The organism is Bacteroides sp. RCH18, from assembly GCF_058231005.1.
This window is the reverse complement of record NZ_JBIPTC010000001.1, coordinates 2,424,440-2,446,843: the sequence shown is the minus strand read 5'-3', so window position 1 is coordinate 2,446,843 and position 22,404 is coordinate 2,424,440. Positions and strand designations below refer to the sequence as shown.

Below are 22,404 nucleotides of genomic sequence, written 5' to 3'. Positions count from 1 at the left end.
AACAATAATATGGATGTCGAAGTAAAAAATAAAGCAAACAGGAGGCACGTCGGACATAACCTGCAAAAGATCCGTGTTTATTTTGGTATGAAGCAGGAGGCTTTAGCGGCTGATCTTGGTGTAAATCAACAGGTCATTTCAAAGATTGAAAAACAGGAAGAAATCGAAGAAGGGCTTCTAAATCAAATAGCTTCTGTATTGGGGATATCTGCTGAGGTGATTAAGGATTTTGATGTTGAGAAGGCAATATATAATATCAATAACATTAGAGATAACACCTTTGAACAAGGAGCTACATCAATAGCCCAGCAGTTCAATCCATTGGATAAAATCGTGGAATTGTATGAACGTCTGCTGCAAAGTGAGAGAGAGAAAATTGAATTATTAAAGAAAAGGTGATTATTATTAGTTGATTAACTAATTTAACTAAGAAATAAATATTATGGAAACAGAAACTTATACAAACAGTTCACATTTGGGGCGTAAAATAGAAAGAATACGCCGTCTTCGTGGTATGACTCAAACGGATTTGGGTGAGTTGCTAGGGGTGACAAAACAGGCTATTTCCAAAATGGAACAAGCGGAAAAGATAGATGATGAGAAGTTAAAACAAGTGGCTACTGCATTGGGGGTTACAGAAGAAGGCTTAAAGAAATTTACAGAAGAAACTGTATTATACTATACAAGCAATTTCTATGAGAACTGCCATGTAAGCGCATCTAATATAGGACCTATTACTCATGTGGAAAATCTCAATCATTTTTCAATGGACCAAGCTGTGAAACTATTTGAGGAGTTACTTAAAATCGAAAGAGAAAAATATAGTGGAGGAAAAGAGGAAGGTACTAAATAATAATAGGTTTATCCTTTTCCTTATTTAGGATTCTTAGAAATATATGATAAAGCTCCATTTAGTTGTTCGGACATTGAAGAATAACTAAATGGAGCTTTAAATTGATAGATATCCTATAAATGTGTTCTAATCAAATAATTGATAGAAGTCAGCAATTGAATTATTGCTTCTTGCCTATCATTTAAAATGGATTGAATGATTCAATAATGGGCTAACCGATACGCAAAAGAACTAAATCGTCCAAATATGAATTCAAATTATATAAATCTAAAAGTCGTTTATTGGATAAAGAATTCCTATACTAAATTTAGCTCTGGCTTGTGCAATAAATAATCTCTTTCAGTACATAAATTAATTCGTCCGACTATAGCCGAACGCAAGTTTACCTATAGCCGACGTTACGTTTGCCTATAGTCGGACGCAAAGTTGCCTATAGGCGGACGAATTAATTTATGCACCCGCGGATATTATTTTTTATAGAGAAAATGTTTATTGTGTTCGTCTGCAATGATTGTAGTAACTCGAAAGTAGATTCAAGAAACATCAATAGAGTAAGTAACTCATAGTCACTTTTTCCCATAATACTCTATTATACAAATGAATACAATGCACCTTCTTTTTTGGGTATTATGTTCTCTCTCTGTATATTTGAATGTCGCAATCATGCTTTTCTATCTATGATATTGATTGGCGCATATAGTGCGACGGCTAACTCACATAATGTGCAATAGCTACCGCACATGATATGGATTAGCTATCGCACATTATGTGAGTTAGCTTAAAGGCATAAATTATTTTATAGAATGACAATTTCAAATCAGCAGACTATGTGTCTGTTTACATTAAAAGAATAAGAAGATGCATTGTAACAGGCTGAACAATTGAATGATAGATGGAAATATGATTTGCTGACGAGGTTTTATTTTATTCATAACTGCATAACAATAGGTCAAACGGTATGAAATTGGTTAGTTATCTTTGGGCAATGCGACTAGCGAACTTTGAAAATTATTATCTTTGTTGTCTTATGTAATGATACAGTTTGGTCTAGAACAATAGATGCTGTAATCTGTGACTGAAAATTTGATAATTATGAACATTGGCGATAGTGATATTCTATATTCTTTTGATAGAGCCCGTCTAATTGACAGAGCTCGCAATGGATTCATGAGAATAGACGGGCTTACCTTTAAACGAGCTAGAGATTATATGGACAAATATAATGCTCGTGATTATTTGATGCAATGTCCACTTGACCTTTCAACGAAAGAATTGGTCAGTGGGATGAAAGATTATTGCCTGCAGCGTAGAGCCGAAATGCTCGAACCTTATCGAAAAAAAAGATATTCAATTAATGGTGATCCCATACATCATCTTTATATTATAGGTAATGGATTTGACAGATATCATGGTGCTGATTCTACATATATGGATTTTCGCAGCTACCTATTAAAGCACAATGATTTTGTCGTGAAGATGTTCGAACTCTTCTTCGGTCCCCGATCTATGATGAATAATTTTGATGATTATAATGATTATCTTTTGTGCCTTCAATACGGACGCAAATTGCCAGCTCCAAAGAACACTTGGGCTAAAGACTATTTATGGAAGGATTTTGAAAAATATCTTAGTGAACTGAACAGGGAACGTATTTTTGATTTTGTTGATGAGAATTTGCCGCGATTATACGAAGATGACGAGAATTTTAGTTATGCTGAATATTTAGGTCCTATAGATATTGTTGCTGATGTTGTTTCTTCTTGTACCTTCGAAATGCAATATCAGTTTCACCGGTGGATTAATACAATACATTACAAGAAAGGGTTTAGGAAGAATATGCTGTATCTTGATCCGAACGCTGCTTACCTGAATTTTAATTATACATTGTTTCTTGAAACAGAATATAATATTTCCCGGGAACATATTCTTTATATTCACGGCGATAGAAGGCAGAAATTTGGCTCTTTGGTTTTAGGGCATAATGTAGAGGATAATGAAGTCGCTTTTGATGAGTGGGTTCATAAACATAAAAATCGTCGGAGATATCGCCCGAATCTGAAGGATAAGAAGGGTAAATATTTTGCCAATGATAAGTTGGTCTATCTCGCTTTCTTTTTAAAGGATATGAAAAAAGGGAATTGGAAAAATCCAATAAGGTATTATGCTGTAGATCATATTGAGGAGCGTTTGGAAAATTATTATGCGAAGAACATAAAACATTCTAATGACATAATAGATCATAACTTGGGCTTTTTTGAGTCACTGAATGATTTGAAAGAGATTACATTGCTTGGTCATTCGCTGGGTGATGTAGACTTTCCATATTTTAAGGCAATTGTTGAAAATGTAAGAAATGTGAATGATCTGATTTGGAATTTTAGTTATTATAGTGATAATGATATTATAAATATCAGAAGATTTTGCAGACATCTGAATATTCCCCAAGGAAAAAATGTCCGGCATTTTAAGATGTCTGATATAAAGCGGTAGCCGGACTCACACCATTCGCATACCTTTAATTCTAAACTATCTGTTTGGCGGTATGTGACTAGTTAATGCTGCTATTATGCAGTGTTCTATTGTATAGGTGTTACGCTTTCTGCTTTGAGCAGAGTTTCTAAAACCAGAATCGCTAGTAGGTCTTTAAGACTCGAATGTGATTTGTTTAATGGTTATGAGGGCAGGCACAAGTCTGCCCTCTTTTCAAAATTGAAGGATATCACAATCCTCTTTTTTTATTTGAATAAATAATAATAATTGCTTGCGGCAAAAAGAGCCAGAAACCGGAGGCAGGTTCAATAATACAACCGATTATGGTAAGCAGTAAAATAGAGTAACCTAAAAATACGGGTGCCGGTTTTTGTTCTTTTCTGATATAATATTGAAGCGTTTGCCCCAAAAGGATAAGTATTACTCCACAGATCAAGAACCAAAAGGCGAAACTTTGACTATAATTCTCTCCAATAGAATTTACTAATCCATTTCTGAGCATTTCCGAAAAAGCATCTTTTCCGATAAATAGTGCATAAATCGTATGAATGATTCCTGTCGCTGTTAAAAATGTCCCACTATATTTCCAAAGTTTCATGTTCTCACTGTTTATATACTTAGTTAATGCTGCAAATATAAAGGATAGTAAGACACGAGTATTGGATGAATTCGACTTTTTTTATTTTGTATAAATGATAGTAGCCTCATTATCGGGTGGCAATGATAAAAAGAAATTAGGAGTACTACCTGATAACTTTTTTACTTCTCTTGATAAATGAGAAGCATCATAATATCCGGCTTTTATCGCTACTGATAAAAGGTTGTCGAATGATTCGTTCCTCAATATTTTAATCGCATTCTTGAATTTTACTATACTATTATATTTTTGAGGAGTGAAACCTGTATGTAACTTGAATTTTCGTTCAAAATGTCGTTGGCAAAGATTTACTTCATCCATTAAATGGCTTATGGATATCTTGCCTTCATACATATTAATTTGATTCACAGCATATGCGATTTGTGCATCCATTGTATGGCTGCTTTTATATAGGTGCTCTTTCAGATAGCGTTCTATTAAATTAATCTTGCACTGAATACCCTGTTCTTCGAATAACCTTTCAGCAAAAGAATCGCTAAAAATAGTGTTTAAGTCATTCACACTTAACCTTATATTTGTCAATTCGCTGAGAGAAATTTTCATAAAAGGGGATAGTCCGCATGGACGAAAGCGAACTCCAAATGTATTGATAGTACCTGATGATGTTATTAATGTCGAACAGACGTTCATGGGACCAATAAAATAAGAATGATAAGGCTGCATTATAATACCATGATTAACAGTGTTTTCTAATATAAACATAAAGTCCGTACATCCATCTGTAGATAGTTTTATTTGCATACCTTGTTCTGTTTGGCCTTTGAATTCCCAATATCTATCAACGTAGGGAGCAAGTATATGGCATGGTAAGTATTCTTTGTACATATTTAGAAAGGGTATCTGTTGAAAAACGATCTGATAGTACAAATATAAGCAATCGTATAGGATTCCTATTGTACGATTTCGACATTTGTATTTGTTTTAGATTCTTTATAATAGAAAATTCAGTTCCTTATTGTGCTGCTTTCGGGTAGACACTGAGTATGCCTCTTTATTCTTTTTACCATCATCCTTGGTTTAAGATATTGCACATCCTGCGTTATGAAAAAGAGCAACTCAAAAAAAACTTTGAATTGCTCTTTTATTTTAGTGATCCGCCTGGAATTCTCTTTTCAGAGTTACCGTGCTGATATTTAAAACTTTATATTTTTAGATTCAAGCATATCCCATGATTTAACCCACTAATTTTCTACGTGCTTTTGCCGTCGTTTGCTCATGGAGAATACTGAAAGCAAAGATAGCTACTTTTTGTAGTATTACAAAATAATGGTGATGCTAAGTGTTGGCTTAAATAAATATGTTTTGAGATATGATGAGATGTTTTGAGACTTATAAAAAAAATGTATCTTTGCAAAATAGTACTAGGGTACTACCATACAAGTTGTTACAGTATTAAAAAGTGGCTTATGACAGGATTAGAACAAGGTATATCTAAAAGAATAGATAATGATAAAAAAGTGGAAACAAAACAGTGGTTTGAAAAGTTAATTCAACTAGAAGAATATGTCGGAGAACTTTTTTCAATAAACTATGAAACAGCGAAAGTTATTATTCATGATAATGAGAGAAAGAAAGTAGGAGGTATTCCAAGTTTAAGTTTCCTCATTGCAACAAGAGTTGATCCATCTAATGCTTCAGATATAGACTTTAAATCAGAAGATGCATCTTTTATTTTGTTGAGAGTAATGGATAGTGCTTCATTGCCACAAGATAAGGAAGCAGAAAGAATTAGAGTTGAAACAGCTCAAAGAGTTAGTGGTGAAATAGAAAAACATTGGGATAGCGATGGGGCAATGGATGCCAAAACACGTGTTCTTTTAGGTTATGCTGGAGTACAATGTAGAATTATAGGAACTTTTTACTTGGAAGAAAATGCTGCAAATTTGGAAGAACCATTAGCTCTTAAATTCGGTAGTGATATTTCTAATTATTATCCTAATAGAGGGCTCAAAGTCTATAAGCCTAATTCGGTAGCATTAGAGGAAATTGTTAATTATTGCGATCCAATAAATAAACAAGATCAAAGAGAAAAATATCACAATACAGAAAAAGTAAAATTAGGCTTTGTACGATATGCTTCTACAAACAGAAAGTATCAGCAGGTAGATGATGTTCCTGTTTATATTTATCCTGCAGATTTGTTAAGTCAAAAGTCTGCATTATTTGGTATGACTAGGACTGGTAAATCAAACACGACTAAAATTATAGCAAAATCTGTTTTTGAGTTGCGATCTCCCAAAAGAGTAGAGGATTGTGCTCTAAGGATAGGTCAGATTATTTTTGATCCAAACGGAGAGTATGCGAACGAAAATACACAAGATAAAGATGGAAATGGAAATCCTAATGCATTAAAAAATGTTTGGAAATTAGTCCCAAATGCCCAAAAAGTAAATGAAGTCGTAACATACGGAATAACTAGCCATCCCAATGATAGCGAACGAATGTTAATGTTGCTAAACTTTTATCTGGATGAGAATTTGCAAATAGGGAAAGATATTATTGATTCCATTCTTTCAGAAGATACTGCAAAATTTATAAAAAATTTCGTGCAAGTTCGTTTTGAAGAGCCTGACAGAAATGATCAAAGTGCTATGACTAGATATAATAGGAGAGTCTTAGCATACAGAACATTATTATATAAGGCAGGGTTTGATATGCCTAAAAGTATAAAGCCAATTACAGATAAACTATTTGGCAAGAAACTAATAGAAAATTTGAAAAAGGATGTTTCTAAAAATGCAGCCATATATAAAACTGTCGCAGAAAAGTTGGAAGATTCCAATAATTGTACTTGGGCTAAAATGGTTCAAATATTTGATGGTCTAGCGGATTACATCAATGATTCTAAGAGTAATTATAGCCAATTTGAAGCTGAATATATAAAAACCTCATCAACTGGAGATAATTGGGCAGATGATTCTCTTGCCAAAATATTAACAATGTTTAATTATCCAAATGGCTCAAGGCAAATAGGAAAAGCTAAAGAGCAACATAGTCCGGATACTGCTAATGACTATGCACAAGATATATATAATCATCTTAAAGAAGGAAAGCTTGTTATTGTTGATCAATCTAGTGGTGATCCTGTACTTAACAAATCTTCTGCGAGTCGAATTATGTCTAGAATATTTTTTGAAAACCAGAAGCTATTTACGCAGGGAGCAACTAATATACCAGAAATTTTAATTTATATCGAAGAAGCTCATAATATATTGCCAGCAGGAAATAATCTAGATTTGTCGGATATATGGGTAAGAACAGCTAAGGAGGGTGCAAAATATAGAATTGGTATGGTTTATGCAACACAAGAAGTTAGTAGTATTCAAAAAAATATATTGCGTAATACATCAAATTGGTTTATTGCCCATTTGAATAATACAGATGAGACGAAGGAACTCTGTAAATATTATGATTTTGCAGATTTTGAGCCTTCTATTCGTCGTGCACAGGATAAAGGCTTTTTAAGGGTTAAAACATTAAGTAATCCTTTTGTTATACCTGTTCAGATTGATAAATTTCAAGTTGAAAAGAAATGAGTTTTGAAGGAGAATTTGCTAGCTATGAGCCGTTGAGAAGAGTTCTTGACAGCGCCAAAATCAAGGCTCTACAAAATCGTATGCGCATCCATAAGTCGGAAGAAACTTTGGATACTTTGGGAGAAATTTTTGTGCATGAAAAAGATCTGCCCAAAAGTAAAGTTCAGCCTGATTTGATTCTAGCCATTGATGGAAGCTGTCATACGGCAAAAGCTGTGAATGGATTTCCTGGTGCTGAATTTGGGTATGTAACAATTGCTTCTGTTTTAATAGATTTAAAACTTGTGACGCAATTGCAAAAAGATGATTTTATTGATCCGAAAAAATTTCGAGAGACAGAAAAAGCTTCGACAATTGAAAGTGTATTTCCAGGATGTAACATAATTCTTGATTCTGAAAAATGTGCAAAATCGTCTTTAAGGAGAGCTTTGTTTGAAGAATTAAAATGTAATGTTATATTTTCGGAAGGAGAAAGTTTGCTCGATACCTATGAACATCTTTTTCGCATAAAGCGGGAACGTTTCCCTGAAAGAAATTTGCCTCATAGTCCAATTGATGGTGTTGATGAAGATATGACTTACGGGTATGGTGAATACAATTGCCCATATTCTGGTGAGCCTTTGTTTTCTACTGATGCACTTCGTTTACATGAATTGATGAATCCAGGAGGTAGTAATGGAGAATTATTTGGACAAATAATGTCCACTCTTGAAAAATTGTGGTTAGTACATATTTTACGATCTTTTGAGAAGAAAGGATGGTTAAGCACTCTTCGGCGTGTCGCATTTGTAATGGATGGTCCTCTCGCTGTATTTAGCACATCTTCATGGTTAACTAAAGTAATTGAAGTTGAGTTGAAAAGAATAAATGACCTTCAGAAGCGAATAAATGGAGATGATTTATTAATAGTAGGACTAGAAAAGTCAGGGACATTCTTTAATCATTTTACTGATATTGATACAAGTAAAGATGGAGTAATAGATGAGTTCCCTAAGCAGTCTGGGCTATTGCTTACCGATCATTATATCAAACGTAATATCATTTTTTCAGAAAGCGCAAAACCTTATGGACAAGATACTTATTTTGGTAGAAAACTATTTTATAAAGCAAAATCTGGGCAGAAACTAGTTCCTGTAGTAGCTTGGTTTAATGAAGCTCAAAAAGATACAACAACAGCAAATATTAATCAATTTACTCGCTTGGGAGATGTTATGAGTTTGCTTGATCAGCTTGTTTCTAATCGTTATCCAAATTCTATTTCACCTCTTATTTCTGCGCATGCGGAAGCTGCCATACCATTGAATTTAGGAAAACGGATTTTTGAAGATATTGCGCGCGAAATCAGAGAAAGGACAGAAGAATGAGTGGTAATAATGCACATATATTAAATGGACATCAAACGGCAGAAGCTAGATGGGCGCGTTTTGGACCATATTATGCAATGTTTCCATTAGATTTTGCTTTTGATGTTGTAAAGAAGTATTCTAGAAAAGGAGACTGTATAATAGATCCGTTTGCTGGCAGATGTTCAAGTGTTTTTGCTGGAGGAGTTTTAGGGCGCGTGAGTCTGGGGATTGAAATAAATCCTGTTGGTTGGCTATATGGAAAGGTAAAGCTTAAGCCTGCTTTTAAACATGAAGTTCTTGCTCGCTTAAATGATATTTATTCTAAGCGCAACTATTTTTCTCAAAGTATAAAAAAAATGCCAGAGTTCTATCGGATTTGTTTTTGCGATGAAGTCTTAAAATTTCTATTAGCAGCACGTAAGTATCTAGATTGGAAAGAGAATAATGTTGACGCGACACTGATGTCTATAATTCTTGTCTATCTTCATGGGAAACTTGGTGAAGGTCTGTCAAATCAGATGCGCATGACTAAATCAATGGGAATGGCTTATTCTGTAAAATGGTGGAAACAACAACAACTAGAAGTTCCTCCAGAAATAAACCCGTATGAATTTATTGCAAAAAAAATAGAGTGGCGTTTTGATAAAGGAGTCCCTAATATATCTACTAATAGCCAAGTAATATTTGGTGATAGTACAATAAAATTGGTTGATGTAGCAAATGAAGTGAAAGCTTCTAATAAAAAATTCTCATTATTGTTTACTTCACCTCCATATTGCTCTATTACTGATTATCATGCAGATCAATGGTTGAGAATTTGGATGTTGGGAGGGAGTGAAAATCCACAATACCTTAAAGATAAGCATAAAGGAAGATTTGTTAATAAACAAGAATATTATAATTTACTTGATAATGTGTTTGGCTTATGTGCTGGAATAATGAAAGATAATGCGACAATATATGTAAGAACAGACGCACGGCAATTTACTTTTGATACAACTTTAGAAATATTAAAAAAATATTTTCCTAATCATAGAGTTAAAATACGAAAAAAGCCTCTTAAAGAAGATACACGAACTCAGACTAAGCTATTTGGAGATAAATCAATGAAACCTGGCGAAGTTGATATTATACTTACAAATAATTGAGATTGCCGAAGAACTAGGATTTACTGATGAAAGCCATTTGAGTAAATTCTTTAAGAAATACAAGGGATGTAGTCCTTCAAGTTTCAGAAAAAGTAATAATATACTTGAAACAGATGTTTCTTGCTATCTGCTAGAAAAAAAGAAATCCCTGATAATGTTTAATTATCAGGGATTTCTTAAATTGCTTTTTTGAATTTCAGTGATCCAGCTGGGGCTCGAACCCAGGACCCCAACATTAAAAGTGTTGTGCTCTACCTGCTGAGCTACTGAATCAATCCTTATTTGCGAATCAGTTATTTCCTGATTGCGGGTGCAAAGGTAGTTACTTTTATTTAATTTGCAAGTGTTTCGTAGAAAAAAGTTCCAATTATTTTTCCTCTTTATCGCTTGTTTCTTGATTATCAGTAGTTTCTACTTCATCATATTTTATTCTTTCTTTGTTGATAATAAAGCGTTGATAGTAGGAAAGCATCAAAGTGGTCAGGGGCAAGGCAATGATCATGCCCAGCATTCCCATTAATGAACCCCATATAGAAAGGGATAAAAGGATGATGGCAGGATTCAGCCCCGTAATCTTTCCCATGATTTTGGGGACGAGGAAAGTATCCTGTATAATTTGGACGATGGCGAAGACTGCCAGTGCGCATGCAATGATAATCCAGAAATTCTCTCCCGTATCGGCAGCTTTGAGGATCGCCAATAGGACCGTAGGGAGGAAACCGATGATTTGCAGATAAGGAACCATATTAAGCGCTCCAATGAAAAGTCCTAGAGCGATAGCCATCGGAAAATCGATAATAAGGAAGCCTATACTGAACAGAATCCCCACACAAAAGGCAACCAGTGCCTGACCACGGAAATACCGGTTCATGCCGTCCTGTACATCATGTACGAGGTTGGATGCGAAGGTACGATACTTGTTGGGCAGCAGATGCAGCCATCCTTCGGCTATGACTTCATAATCCAGCAATATAAAGATTACATATAATAATATGATAAAGGAGGCGAGAATGCTGAACAGGATATTGAGCGACTCCGCAAGCAGGGCCCACACTCTGGGCACTGTATCTTTGATGGCTGCAAGAATATTCTCTTCGCTTAATATACGGTTGAGCGCCTGAAGATCAATATTCTCATGAATGAATTCGGAAAGATTCTTGGGCACATTATTCCCGGCTCCATTGGTGAGGTAGGTTACCAGTAAGTCATTCATCCTGCCTATTTCCGAAACCATGGGAGGCACCAACAAATAGAATAAGGATACTCCGACAAGAGTAATCAGAAACAGGGCGCAGAAGATAGAAACAATACGGCTCTTTAACCGTAGCTTATACTGGAAAAACTTGACTAACGGATAAACCATGTAGGCGATCAGCCAGGCTATAAAGAAAGGTAATAACACTCCGCTGAGCCGTTCTACAAGCATTAGTATCCCTACCACCAGTACACATCCGATGGAACCACGTATAAAACTGTCGAATGTTATCTTCTTTCTTTCCATATATGTTTTAAATAGAGTTTATATCTTCTGTCCATCCTCTCCCCGTGCACGGAGGTAGCACTCCCTGCAAAGCGGCTCGTATTCGGCTGTTTCTCCTAGAAGTACCTGCTTGTCATTCTTGACGGTACGATGAGAGAAAGATGCCAGATCACCGCACTTCACGCAGATAGCATGAACCTTGGAGACCTCGTCGGCAATGGCACATAATTGAGGCATCGGTCCGAAGGGATTCCCTTTGAAGTCCATATCCAGTCCGGCGATGATGACACGGATGCCGTTATTGGCAAGCTGTCTGCATACGTCAATCAGTCCGTCATCAAAGAACTGTGCTTCGTCGATGCCGACTACATCTATTTCAGAAGTGAACAACAGGATGCTTGCCGATGAATCGATAGGGGTGGACGCGATGGAATGACTGTCGTGTGATACCACGTCTTCTTCCGAATAACGGGTGTCGATGGCCGGTTTGAATATCTCTACACGCTGGCGTGCAAACTTGGCTCTCTTCATTCTACGAATCAGCTCCTCCGTCTTTCCGGAGAACATTGAACCGCAGATTACCTCTATTCTACCTCTTCTTCTGGTCTCTTGTATGTGGTCTTCTGAAAATAATACCATGTGATTTTTGTGCTTTCTTGATTAAATAAATGAGTGGACAAAGGTAAACAATTCGATGTACAAGAACTGTTAAATTATCCATTATTTTAAGTTATTGCATAAATTATTCCTACATTCGCACCATAATAACAATGGATGGAAATGAAACAGAAGCTATTAATAGATATTGAGCTGGATGTTCATGAGCTGAAGCTACTCATGAATACGTTTTCTAAAGAGCCGACTCAGACTTTGTCTGAACTGTTGAAGCGGAGCATCCTACGTATGCAGGAGCGTTTGGAACAGTTGTCGGAAGAGATAAGTGCTGTGCCGGTGGAAGCTTCGCCTTCTCCTGTAGCGGAAGCGGAAACAGAAGCCCCCATTCCCATTGTTGAAGAACAAGCCCCTGTAATAGAGGAAGTTGAATGTCCGGCGATAGAAGAACCGGTCGTGGAAGAGAATAAAGCGACAGCACCGGGAGAAGATGAACCTGTGATAGTACAGGAACCGCAGACTGTTGTGGAAGAAACAGTTATTGAGGAACCTGTTGTCGAAGACGAAATGGAAGAGAAAGAAGCGGAAGATGAGTCGGAAGACGACGAATCGCTTCTGATAGAGGAGCCGAAAACTGCCGTATTGGGCGAAAGCATAAAGATGGCTGCCGGATTACGTCATTCCATCAGCCTGAATGATTCTTTCCGTTTCTCACGTGAGATATTCGGCGGAGACCCCGAACTGATGAACCGTGTTATCGAGCAGATATCAGTCATGAGTTCTTATAAGACTGCCGTGGCATTTCTTGCCTCGAAAGTCAGCGTAAACGAAGAGAATGAGGCGATGACCGACTTTCTGGAGTTGCTAAAAAAGTATTTTAATCAATCAGCATAAAAGTTTATGGGAAAGTTATATGTAGTACCTACGCCGGTAGGAAATCTGGAGGACATGACCTTTCGGGCAATCAAGGTGCTGAAAGAGGTCGATCTGATTTTGGCAGAGGATACACGTACTTCCGGTATTTTGCTGAAACACTTTGAAATAAAGAATGCAATGCAATCTTACCACAAATTTAATGAACATAAAACGGTGGAAAGTGTTGTTAATAGAATAAAGGCAGGTGAAACCGTGGCATTGATTTCGGATGCCGGAACACCCGGGATTTCTGATCCGGGATTTTTGGTAGTCCGCGAATGTGTGCGCAACGGTATCGAAGTGCAATGTTTGCCGGGAGCGACAGCTTTTGTTCCGGCATTGGTAGCATCGGGACTGCCGAATGAAAAGTTCTGCTTCGAAGGGTTCCTCCCTCAGAAGAAAGGACGACAGACACGACTGAAGGCATTGGCAGAAGAACATCGTACTATGGTGTTTTATGAATCGCCTCACCGCTTGTTGAAAACGTTGACACAGTTTGCCGAATATTTCGGCACTGAACGTCAGGCAACCGTGTCTCGCGAAATTTCCAAACTCCACGAAGAAACCGTTCGGGGAAGTTTGGCGGAATTGATAGAACACTTTACCGCTACCGAGCCCCGGGGCGAGATTGTGATAGTATTAGCAGGAATAGACGATTAAAATAACTTCATTTAAAAACGTAAAACGTAAACGTATGAAAAAGTTAGCAGTTTTATTTATGTGCGCAGCCATGTTGGCTTCGTGTGACTTTAAAGGTGGAAGCAAAGACCTTAAGGCTGAAAATGACTCTCTTTTAATGGAATTGACACAGCGTAACGCTGAATTGGATGATATGATGGGAACTTTCAATGAAGTGCAGGAAGGATTCCGTAAGATCAATGCTGCCGAAAGCCGTGTGGACTTGCAGCGTGGTACTATTACCGAAAATTCAGCCAGTGCCAAGCAACAGATTGCTTCTGACATTGAATTCATCTCCAAGCAAATGGAAGAAAACAAAGCTCAGATTGCAAAACTGGAAGCTCAGCTGAAAAACAGCAAGTACAACTCTACTCAGATGAAGAAAGCTGTAGAAGCTCTGACTGCTGAATTGAAAGCTAAACAACAACGTATCGAAGAACTTCAGACTGAACTGGCGTCTAAGAACATTCGTATCCAGGAACTGGATGCAGCTGTCAGCGACCTGTCTGCTGCCAAAGAATCTTTGGCTGCCGAGAACGAAGCGAAAGCTAAAACCGTTGCCGAACAGGATAAGAGTCTGAATGCCGCATGGTTCGTATTCGGAACAAAATCAGAGTTGAAAGCCCAGAAGATTCTTCAGAGCGGTGACGTGCTGAAGAGCGCTGATTTCAACAAGGATTATTTTACTCAGATCGATATCCGTACAACAAAAGAAATCAAGTTGTACTCCAAACGTGCTGAGTTGTTGACTACTCATCCGACAGGTTCTTATGAACTGGTGAAAGATGACAAAGGTCAGCTGACTTTGAAAATTACTAATCCTGCCGAATTCTGGAGCGTATCCAGATACTTGGTTATTCAGGTAAAATAAGGTAGACATATCTGGTTAGAATTGCCAATGTGCTGATTCCTGAATTCAAGAAATTAGCACATTGGCTTTTTTATTTCTCATATTATATATATCACGGAGCCAATGAAATATAAAAATCTCTTTTTTGACCTGGATGACACCATCTGGGCTTTCTCACGAAATGCACGCGACACCTTTGAAGAAGTATATCAGAAATATTCATTTGACCGCTATTTTGATTCATTCGATCATTATTACACACTGTATCAACGACGCAATACTGAACTCTGGCTTGAATATGGAGAGGGAAAGGTGACAAAGGAGGAACTAAACCGCCAGCGTTTCTTTTATCCCTTACAGGCAGTAGGAGTGGAGGATGAGGCTTTGGCAGAACGTTTCTCGGAAGATTTCTTTGCCATTATTCCTACCAAAAGCGGCCTGATGCCCCATGCCAAAGAAGTGTTGGAGTATCTTGCGCCGCAATATAATCTGTATATCCTTTCCAATGGTTTCCGCGAACTGCAGTCGCGCAAGATGCGTTCGGCAGGAGTAGATCGTTATTTTAAGAAGATCATTCTTTCGGAGGACCTCGGAGTCTTGAAGCCTTGGCCCGAAATCTTTCATTTTGCTTTATCTGCCACCCAGTCCGAGTTACGCGAATCGTTAATGATCGGTGACAGTTGGGAAGCCGATATTACCGGAGCGCATGGGGTAGGGATGCATCAGGCTTTCTATAATGTGACGGAACGAACCGCTTTTCCTTTTCAGCCTACCTATCATATCCATTCACTGAAAGAATTAATGAATTTATTGTAGGTTTTATGGATTAAGTCGTATTTTTGTTGCATTTAATAAATGTATAAAATACGATAACATCATGGATAGTACGCTTCTGCCATTTGCCTTACTTTGTTTTACTTCGTTCTTTACGCTGACCAATCCTTTGGGGACAATGCCGGTCTTTCTGACCATGACACACGGAATGACAGATAAGGAACGACAGGCTATTGTGCGCCGTGCCACCATCGTGTCGTTTATAACGTTGATGGTGTTTGTCTTTGCCGGGCAGTTCCTTTTCAAATTCTTCGGTATCTCTACCAATGGTTTCCGTATTGCCGGTGGAGTAATTATCTTTAAGATTGGTTTTGATATGCTTCAGGCACGCTATACTCCGATGAAACTTAAAGATGAAGAGATTAAAACCTATGCCGATGACATTTCCATTACTCCTCTTGGAATTCCGATGTTGTGTGGTCCCGGGGCTATCGCTAATGCCATCGTTTTGATGCAGGACTCTCATACTTACGCCATGAAAGGTATATTGATCGGAACAATCGCTTTGATTTATCTGCTGACGTTCTTTATTCTCCGTGCTTCTACCCGACTGGTGAAAGTACTGGGAGAGACCGGAAATAATGTGATGATGCGTTTGATGGGATTGATTCTGATGGTGATTGCAGTGGAATGCTTTGTGAGTGGAGCGAAGCCGATATTGGCGGATATTGTGAGAGAAGGACTGAGCGGTATCTGCAAGTAGAAGTCTGTATTTTGGGGAGGAACGGATAAGATTACACTCATGTGTAAATTCGGAAATGGAAAATAAAAAGCGAGCCCGTTTAACTTTAAGCAGTTAAACGGGCTCGTTATTAAAATGGTTTCAGTGTATTAGTAGCCTTCGTTTTGTTTCAGCTTACCGTTAGATACATTGATCTCGGAAACCGGAATAGGCATTACAGTACGATAGTCGTCATAGTTGATCGGACCGGACGGAACCTGAGCATTCGTTACTGCTTTTTTGTTTCTCCATGTATCCCAGGCGTTATGACCTTCACCATAAAGTTCCAGTCTGCGTTCTGTCAGAATATCATCGATAGTAACAGAGGCAACGTCTTCATAGTCGGCTATTCTTTGCTTACGCAAGTCATTGATATAGCTGGCAGGATCAGCACCACCTGCTTTTAATGCAGCTTCTGCGGCGATCAGATATACTTCGGACAGGCGGATTACTTTCGGATTGTTTACATATATTTCTCCGTCGCGTCCCGGATACTTCTGGATATACCAGCCTTCGTTATCTCCACCGTCGCTTTCTTCAGCAATCAGAGTGCTGCGAACATCGTCCGGACGTTCTTGAAGGAAAGTTTTGAATGCATCGGTGATACCGGCTTCTGCATAACCTTCGGCATGTGTGTAGAATCCGAGAGAGTTACGTTGTGCATTGTAGAGTGAGGTAATCAGGAACTCGAAAATGCTTTCACTACTTCCAACTTTGGTCCATACTGTTTCGTATTCGTCTCTGGTGTACAGCTTGTATGGAGATTTTTCGATTACATATTTGGCGTCCTCAAGTGCTTTACTGTTCTCATTCATGTAGAGATATGCACGGGCTCTCAGTGCACGGGCTCCCCAATAGTCGATATGACCGGCAGTTACTACCTTGCTGGTTTCTGGGAGATTATCCAATGCAGTCTTCAAGTCATCCAGGATGGTTTCGTAAGTTTTCGCAATAGTAGCTCTTTCTGCTGTATATCCGGATTCGAAAACTTCTGTAGACAATACGATACCTGGATCGCTGGCCTGTGCATTACAAGGAAGTTTAGCGAACAAGCGGGCCAAGTCAAAGTGGAAAAGTGCCCGCAAAGCATACAATTCGCCTACCTGAACATCAACTTCAGCTCCTTCCAGACCGGATTTCTTAACTCCCTCCAAAACTTTGTTTATTCTTGCCAGAGAAAGATAAAAGCGTTTGTAGAAATAGTATGAATCAGAACTATTCTTAGTAGCCTGGTAGGCATATACATCAACTGTTTGCTTATTGCTACCGATGGCTTTGAAGTCGCTGCCTCTTTGGTCGGCGTACAAGAAGAAATCACCTGCGTAGCTGCCACGTGGATTAGTTCCCGCGTCTATAGAAGAAGTCTGAGACTCATAAACACCATTAACTGCAAACTGTAAATCTTCAAGAGTCTTAATAGCACCTTCTGAAGGCCATTCACTGGAAGGCACTTTGTCGAAAGTATCGCATGAGGATACTGCCAACGTCAGTAATAGAATGGGTAAATATATTTTTTTCATTATTCAGTCTGTTTATAGATTATAATTTGATATTAATGCCGAATACACAGCTTCTCAATGCCGGTGTATCTGCCTGACGATAACCATTGATCGCTACATCCGGGTCAATGTTTTTAGTCTTCGACCACAACATAGCCAGATTGTTTGCTCTGAAGTAGATGCGGAAGTTGGAAATGTGCTTCTTCAATACCGGCAGAGTATATCCTACTGTCATTTCTCTCAGACGAATATTGTCAGTCGATTTGATTGTGCGGCTTGAGAATCTGTCCCAACGATAAGGGTTAGCGTAGATAGGCATCGGGTTGTCTACTTTATCACCCGGATTTTTCCAGTAGTTTCCGGCTACATCTTCTGACAGGTTCATGGAACCGATTCTTACGCCATCATGATGAGAGAAATATCCCGGATAATCGAACATGTCACCACCAAACTGATAAGTGATCAGGAATGACAGGTCAAAGTCTTTGTATGTGAAAGTGTTGCTGAATCCACCGATAACATCAGGCAATGCTTTTCCTACAATTCCCTTACCTGCTTCGGAGTAGTCATTTACCACTCCCTTTGAGTGATCATCAGGATCTAACCAGAATTCTCCTAAACCTGTTTCAGGATTTACACCTTTCCATTCGGGCAGATAGAATGTATACATTGACTCTCCCTCACGGTGCAGATACATTTCTCCGTCTCCATACTGGATATCTTTTCCTTCAGGAAGTTTGTCTACCAATGCACGTTGGTAAGTCAGGTTGAAGTTTGAAGTCCACGTAAAGTTCTTGTTGCTGATATTTTTAGAATTGAGTTCCAATTCGAAACCGTCGTTCTTCAATGCACCCAGGTTTTCCCAACGGGAGTCAAAGCCGGTGATTAATGAAGTCGGTACTTCGAACAGCAAATCCGTAGTCTTCTTATTGTAATATTCCAGAGACAGATTTACGCGGTCGTACATATTCCATTCAATTCCCATATTGAAGTTCTTGGATTTTTCCCAGCTTAATTTGTCGTTTGCCATTCTTGACCAGTAAATAGCGGGAGCACTTCCGTAGCCGGAACCTGTATACAGGTCCATGTAACCATAATAATCTGAGGGCAAGTTACCGTTTGTACCATAAGATGCTTTGATCTTGAAGTCGGTAAATAACGGCATATCTTGCATAAATCCTTCTTTACTCATTCTCCATGCACCGGATACAGACCAGAAACTAGCCCAACGATTGTCTTCACTCAAACGTGACGAACCATCACGACGGAAACTGGCAGAAAGATAATACTTGTTATCATAGTTATAATTGCCACTTGCAAAGTATGACATCATGCCGGCTCCCAAGGTTGAACTTGCAGCCTGGTCCGGTTGTCCGTTGGCCAATTCGGGATAGTGGCTTGAATAACGTTTGGCAACAGTTACAATCTGCAGCAGGTCTCTGTTTTCAACTTCGAAACCGGCCATCAAGTTCAGATTGTGCATATCTTTAAAAGTATCCGTGTAGTTTAATGTAGAAGAGCTGGTAGCTACGCGGCTTTCGAAGGTATAACGAGAACCCATTCCGCTGACGGAACCACCGTTAACGCTGTTGCGATCCCAATATTCAAAGTGCTTGTTGTCTACATAGTCATAACCAAAGATAGAGTTAAGTGATAACTTATCACAGAATTTGATTGTTACATCTGCATTGGTCATGCTACGGAACATTTTGGTCTGAATCCACTCCAGAGCTGTATCGCTGTCTTTACCACCTAGCATCAGATGCGGGTTGGTAACTTTACCCCATGCTGCATTTTTATTATATGAACCATCTTCATTCTTTACCGGAGCAGTCGGGTCCATTGCGAATAAAATACCTATCGGAGAAGAAGTACCCATTCCCTGGGCCTGGTCTCCCTGGTCGCGGAAACCATCTTGCGATGTAGCAGCTATCATTTGCTTGAGAGCTACGTTCAGCCAGTTATTTACTTTGTGATTAACGTTCAGACGACCGGAGATACGTTCGAAGTCACTACCAAGAACGATACCCTCGCTCTTATTGTAGCCAACTCCGGCATAGAACTGAGTCTTTGACGAACCGCCGTTGATAGATACCTGGTGATCTTGAGTGAAAGCAGTACGATAGATTTCTTTCTTCCAGTTCGTATTTACTTTACCGGATGGGTCGTGTATAAAGTCAGCAACAGTAGCCGGTGAGTCGAGCAGAGGAATGAACATATCACCTCCGTTATCGATGTTGTTCAATGCTGCTTGTTTGCTATCTGTTATTCCGTAAGTAACCAGACAGTTGGCTAATGATTCACGGGTGTAGTCAATCAAGTCGGCTGATCCCATCATATTGAAAGCATTTACAGCCATCTTGTTCCAGCCTACTTCACCTGAATAGCTGACATTCGTTTTTCCTTCTTTACCTTTCTTTGTGGTAATGATGATAACACCGTTTGCGGCACGTGAACCGTACAATGAAGCAGCAGCGGCATCTTTCAGAACAGTCATGCTCTCGATGTCTTCAGGATTCAGTGTACTCAATACGCTTTGAGTCTTACCGTAGTAGTTCATGTCGTCATCAGCCTTCGTTACAACACCGTCAATAACATACAACGGGCTTTTAGAAGCACTGATAGAACCGACACCGCGAATGTTGATTTCGGCCATAGACCCTGGGTCACCAGTTGCTGAGGCTGTGCGCACACCTGCCATTTTACCGGACAATGCCTTGTCAAAAGATTCTTTGGAACCGGAAACGATTTTATCTGCCTTAATGACAGCAGCTGATCCTGTGAATGAAGACTTCTTCGCAGTACCATAAGCCACAACAATAACCTCATCAAGATTTTGTGCATCGGATTTCAGTGTAACTTTCACCATTGGCTTGATTGCCACTTCTTGTGTTTGCATACCAATATACGAAATCTGCAAAGTCTTTGCAGAACTTGGTACGTTCGCCAAATTAAAATTACCATCGATGTCTGTGATTGTACCTTGAGTAGTACCTTTTACCAACACAGAGGCTCCAACAACTGGTTGCCCATCTTCTTCAGAAATCACAACGCCTGTGACTTTCTGAGTCTGAGCAGTTACTAGGCTTATGCCCACAAAAAGGCATGCCAATAACAGCATTAATTTTCTTTTCATAAATTCTCTCTTAAAGTTCAACTTTACATTAATTGTCTCTATACTCTAACAAGTTGCAAAATTATTAATAAATATGAAACTAACAATTAATTTGATAAAAAAAGGTTGCATATATAACATATTGTTATTTATAACATCAAAAATATGCTGATAAACATCTTTATTTGCTATAAATATTGTGATTTATCAAGCATAGGATGTCACTTTGCGAATGCAAAGTGTACTAATTAACATTCTATTTGCTTGTTTTTGGATATAAAACTACCCTGCAAACGTTTCTTTTTGATTTATCACAAAGAAATGACGATAAAAAAATAGCATTTAAATTAAAGTTATGTAAATACTTAATTATTGAATTTTAATTTTTGCAGAAATTAATGCAGGTTCAACCTTAATTATAGCACAGAACTTAGTTTATTTTGTTCTTAGTATTAACTAAAAGACAATAGAATGAAGAAGATTAGTTACAGCCTTGTGTTTAACAGAAAAAAGAAGCTGAACAAAAAGGGAATGGCATTGGTACAAGTAGAAGCTTACTTAAACAGGAGAAAAATGTACTTCTCAACCAGGGTGTACCTCAAACCAGACCAGTGGGACGTAAAACGTAGAATGGTAAAAAACCATCCTAATTCAGATGCATTAAATCGAATGCTATATGATTTTATAGCTGACATTGAGCAGAAAGAACTGGGATTATGGCAACAGAGAAGATCAATATCCTTAGATTCGTTGAAAGACTCTATTGAAAAACCGGAAAATAATGGGAATTCATTTCTGACCTTTTTTAAAGAGGAAGTCAACAACTCTTCTTTAAAAGAGAGCACCAGGCAGAATCATCTTTCCACTTTAGAATTGCTGCAAGAGTATAAAAAGGACATTGTATTCACTGATTTGACATTCGAATTTGTGTCTTCATTTGATAATTATCTACAGTCCAAGGGGTATCATCTCAATACCATTGCCAAGCATATGAAGCATTTAAAACGATATGTGAATGTGGCTATAAATAAAGAGTACATGGATATTCAAAAGTATGCTTTCAGAAAATATAAAATCAAAAGCATAGAAGGGAGTCATACGCACTTGTCACCGGAAGAGCTGAATAAAATGGAGGAGGTGAATCTGGAAGGGAAGTTTACGAAATTACAAAAATCAAAGGATGCCTTTTTATTTTGTTGTTACGCAGGTTTGCGGTACTCTGATTTTATAAATCTGACTGCCGCGAATATTGTCGAACTCCATCAGGAGACGTGGCTGATCTACAAGTCCGTTAAAACAGGTATTGATGTGCGCCTTCCTTTATATTTATTATTTGAAGGTAAAGGACTGCGGGTGTTGGAGAATTACAAAGACGATTTGAACGGATTTTTCAGACTGAAAGATAACTCTAATGTGAATAAAGACTTGAATGCATTAGCTAAGCTGGCAGAAATAGACAAGCGGATATCATTCCATACAGCCCGACATACAAACGCCACCTTATTAATATACAGTGGTGCAAATATAACGACTGTACAAAAGCTGCTGGGACACAAAAGTGTGAAAACAACTCAGGTATATGCCAATATCATGGACATGACTATTGTGCATGACCTTGAGAAAGCAGCCTATTCTAAATTAGTTAATAGACCAAAAGGCTAGGCAGTGA

Annotated in this window: 18 protein-coding genes, 1 tRNA gene and 1 pseudogene; 13 read left to right on the top strand and 7 right to left on the bottom strand. The window is 38.3% G+C overall.

Translation table 11 applies throughout. The features are described 5' to 3' along the window. Nucleotides 1-9 precede the first annotated feature (9 nt). The 3 genes from ACHLI0_RS09800 to ACHLI0_RS09790 all read left to right on the top strand — a co-directional run bounded on the left by ACHLI0_RS09800 (nucleotide 10) and on the right by ACHLI0_RS09790 (nucleotide 3,343). A complete protein-coding gene (locus tag ACHLI0_RS09800) occupies nucleotides 10-399 on the top strand; it encodes a helix-turn-helix domain-containing protein (protein WP_010535380.1) in 390 nt (129 codons plus the stop codon). 43 nt (nucleotides 400-442) lie between these two features. Continuing rightward, on the top strand, nucleotides 443-853 hold the full coding sequence (locus ACHLI0_RS09795) for a helix-turn-helix domain-containing protein (RefSeq protein ID WP_221647307.1): 411 nt from the start codon (nucleotides 443-445) through the stop codon (nucleotides 851-853). 1,092 nt (nucleotides 854-1,945) lie between these two features. Next, nucleotides 1,946-3,343, top strand: coding sequence for a bacteriophage abortive infection AbiH family protein (locus ACHLI0_RS09790; RefSeq protein ID WP_490749019.1), 1,398 nt, complete (start codon nucleotides 1,946-1,948; stop codon nucleotides 3,341-3,343). Nucleotides 3,344-3,572: 229 nt separating this feature from the next. Here the strand turns inward: ACHLI0_RS09790 and ACHLI0_RS09785 are convergent, their stop codons facing one another. Both ACHLI0_RS09785 and ACHLI0_RS09780 read right to left on the bottom strand, forming a co-directional pair. Continuing rightward, nucleotides 3,573-3,941: a DUF6463 family protein gene (locus ACHLI0_RS09785; RefSeq protein ID WP_113748165.1), complete on the bottom strand. Its 369-nt coding sequence runs from the start codon at nucleotides 3,939-3,941 to the stop codon at nucleotides 3,573-3,575. An 81-nt stretch (nucleotides 3,942-4,022) separates the two neighbouring features. Next, a complete protein-coding gene (locus tag ACHLI0_RS09780; RefSeq protein ID WP_490749017.1) occupies nucleotides 4,023-4,826 on the bottom strand; it encodes a DUF6597 domain-containing transcriptional factor in 804 nt (267 codons plus the stop codon). Between the two features lie 581 nt (nucleotides 4,827-5,407). Here ACHLI0_RS09780 and ACHLI0_RS09775 point away from each other — a divergent pair. The 4 genes and pseudogenes from ACHLI0_RS09775 to ACHLI0_RS09760 form a co-directional block, all read left to right on the top strand. Then, nucleotides 5,408-7,537, top strand: a complete 2,130-nt coding sequence (locus tag ACHLI0_RS09775; RefSeq protein WP_065739781.1) for a helicase HerA domain-containing protein — start codon at nucleotides 5,408-5,410, stop codon at nucleotides 7,535-7,537. After that, complete coding sequence (locus ACHLI0_RS09770) at nucleotides 7,534-8,901, top strand: DNA double-strand break repair nuclease NurA (RefSeq protein WP_005778575.1); 1,368 nt, start codon at nucleotides 7,534-7,536, stop codon at nucleotides 8,899-8,901. The genes ACHLI0_RS09775 and ACHLI0_RS09770 overlap by 4 nt, the downstream gene beginning before the upstream one ends. Beyond that, complete coding sequence (locus ACHLI0_RS09765) at nucleotides 8,898-10,031, top strand: site-specific DNA-methyltransferase (RefSeq protein ID WP_101604254.1); 1,134 nt, start codon at nucleotides 8,898-8,900, stop codon at nucleotides 10,029-10,031. The genes ACHLI0_RS09770 and ACHLI0_RS09765 overlap by 4 nt, the downstream gene beginning before the upstream one ends. Then, nucleotides 10,018-10,134 (top strand): annotated as a pseudogene (locus tag ACHLI0_RS09760) (helix-turn-helix domain-containing protein); the annotation flags it as partial. The gene ACHLI0_RS09765 and the pseudogene ACHLI0_RS09760, both read left to right, overlap by 14 nt. A 97-nt stretch (nucleotides 10,135-10,231) precedes the next feature. On the opposite strand, the gene ACHLI0_RS09755 reads toward ACHLI0_RS09760, so the two are convergent. The 3 genes from ACHLI0_RS09755 to ACHLI0_RS09745 all read right to left on the bottom strand — a co-directional run bounded on the left by ACHLI0_RS09755 (nucleotide 10,232) and on the right by ACHLI0_RS09745 (nucleotide 12,150). Further along, a tRNA-Lys gene (locus tag ACHLI0_RS09755) sits at nucleotides 10,232-10,304 on the bottom strand. A 94-nt stretch (nucleotides 10,305-10,398) separates the two neighbouring features. Then, nucleotides 10,399-11,532 (bottom strand): AI-2E family transporter, encoded by a 1,134-nt coding sequence (locus tag ACHLI0_RS09750; protein WP_008764031.1) that lies wholly within the window; start codon nucleotides 11,530-11,532, stop codon nucleotides 10,399-10,401. 18 nt (nucleotides 11,533-11,550) lie between these two features. Next, on the bottom strand, nucleotides 11,551-12,150 hold the full coding sequence (locus tag ACHLI0_RS09745) for a thymidine kinase (RefSeq protein WP_008763837.1): 600 nt from the start codon (nucleotides 12,148-12,150) through the stop codon (nucleotides 11,551-11,553). Between the two features lie 141 nt (nucleotides 12,151-12,291). On the opposite strand from ACHLI0_RS09745, the gene ACHLI0_RS09740 reads away from it, so the two are divergent. From ACHLI0_RS09740 to ACHLI0_RS09720, 5 genes are all read left to right on the top strand, one after another. Continuing rightward, nucleotides 12,292-13,017 carry a DUF8457 domain-containing protein gene (locus tag ACHLI0_RS09740; protein ID WP_490749013.1) on the top strand — a complete coding sequence of 242 codons (726 nt, stop codon included), beginning with the start codon at nucleotides 12,292-12,294 and terminating at the stop codon, nucleotides 13,015-13,017. Between the two features lie 6 nt (nucleotides 13,018-13,023). Continuing rightward, on the top strand, nucleotides 13,024-13,698 hold the full coding sequence (gene rsmI, locus ACHLI0_RS09735) for a 16S rRNA (cytidine(1402)-2'-O)-methyltransferase (protein WP_490749011.1): 675 nt from the start codon (nucleotides 13,024-13,026) through the stop codon (nucleotides 13,696-13,698). A 34-nt stretch (nucleotides 13,699-13,732) separates the two neighbouring features. Further along, the gene (locus ACHLI0_RS09730; protein WP_008763834.1) at nucleotides 13,733-14,587 is read left to right on the top strand and encodes a Cbp1 family collagen-binding glycoprotein adhesin; all 855 of its coding nucleotides are present in this window, start codon (nucleotides 13,733-13,735) and stop codon (nucleotides 14,585-14,587) included. 102 nt (nucleotides 14,588-14,689) lie between these two features. Next, nucleotides 14,690-15,382, top strand: a complete 693-nt coding sequence (locus ACHLI0_RS09725) for a YjjG family noncanonical pyrimidine nucleotidase (protein WP_234120486.1) — start codon at nucleotides 14,690-14,692, stop codon at nucleotides 15,380-15,382. A gap of 61 nt (nucleotides 15,383-15,443) precedes the next feature. Then, nucleotides 15,444-16,103 (top strand): MarC family protein, encoded by a 660-nt coding sequence (locus ACHLI0_RS09720; protein WP_010535335.1) that lies wholly within the window; start codon nucleotides 15,444-15,446, stop codon nucleotides 16,101-16,103. 128 nt (nucleotides 16,104-16,231) lie between these two features. Here the strand turns inward: ACHLI0_RS09720 and ACHLI0_RS09715 are convergent, their stop codons facing one another. Both ACHLI0_RS09715 and ACHLI0_RS09710 read right to left on the bottom strand, forming a co-directional pair. Next, nucleotides 16,232-17,641, bottom strand: a complete 1,410-nt coding sequence (locus tag ACHLI0_RS09715; protein ID WP_490749008.1) for a RagB/SusD family nutrient uptake outer membrane protein — start codon at nucleotides 17,639-17,641, stop codon at nucleotides 16,232-16,234. A gap of 19 nt (nucleotides 17,642-17,660) precedes the next feature. Next, nucleotides 17,661-20,756 (bottom strand): SusC/RagA family TonB-linked outer membrane protein, encoded by a 3,096-nt coding sequence (locus tag ACHLI0_RS09710; RefSeq protein ID WP_303442654.1) that lies wholly within the window; start codon nucleotides 20,754-20,756, stop codon nucleotides 17,661-17,663. Between the two features lie 450 nt (nucleotides 20,757-21,206). On the opposite strand from ACHLI0_RS09710, the gene ACHLI0_RS09705 reads away from it, so the two are divergent. Next, complete coding sequence (locus ACHLI0_RS09705; RefSeq protein ID WP_055219651.1) at nucleotides 21,207-22,397, top strand: site-specific integrase; 1,191 nt, start codon at nucleotides 21,207-21,209, stop codon at nucleotides 22,395-22,397. The last annotated feature ends 7 nt before the right edge of the window (nucleotides 22,398-22,404 follow it).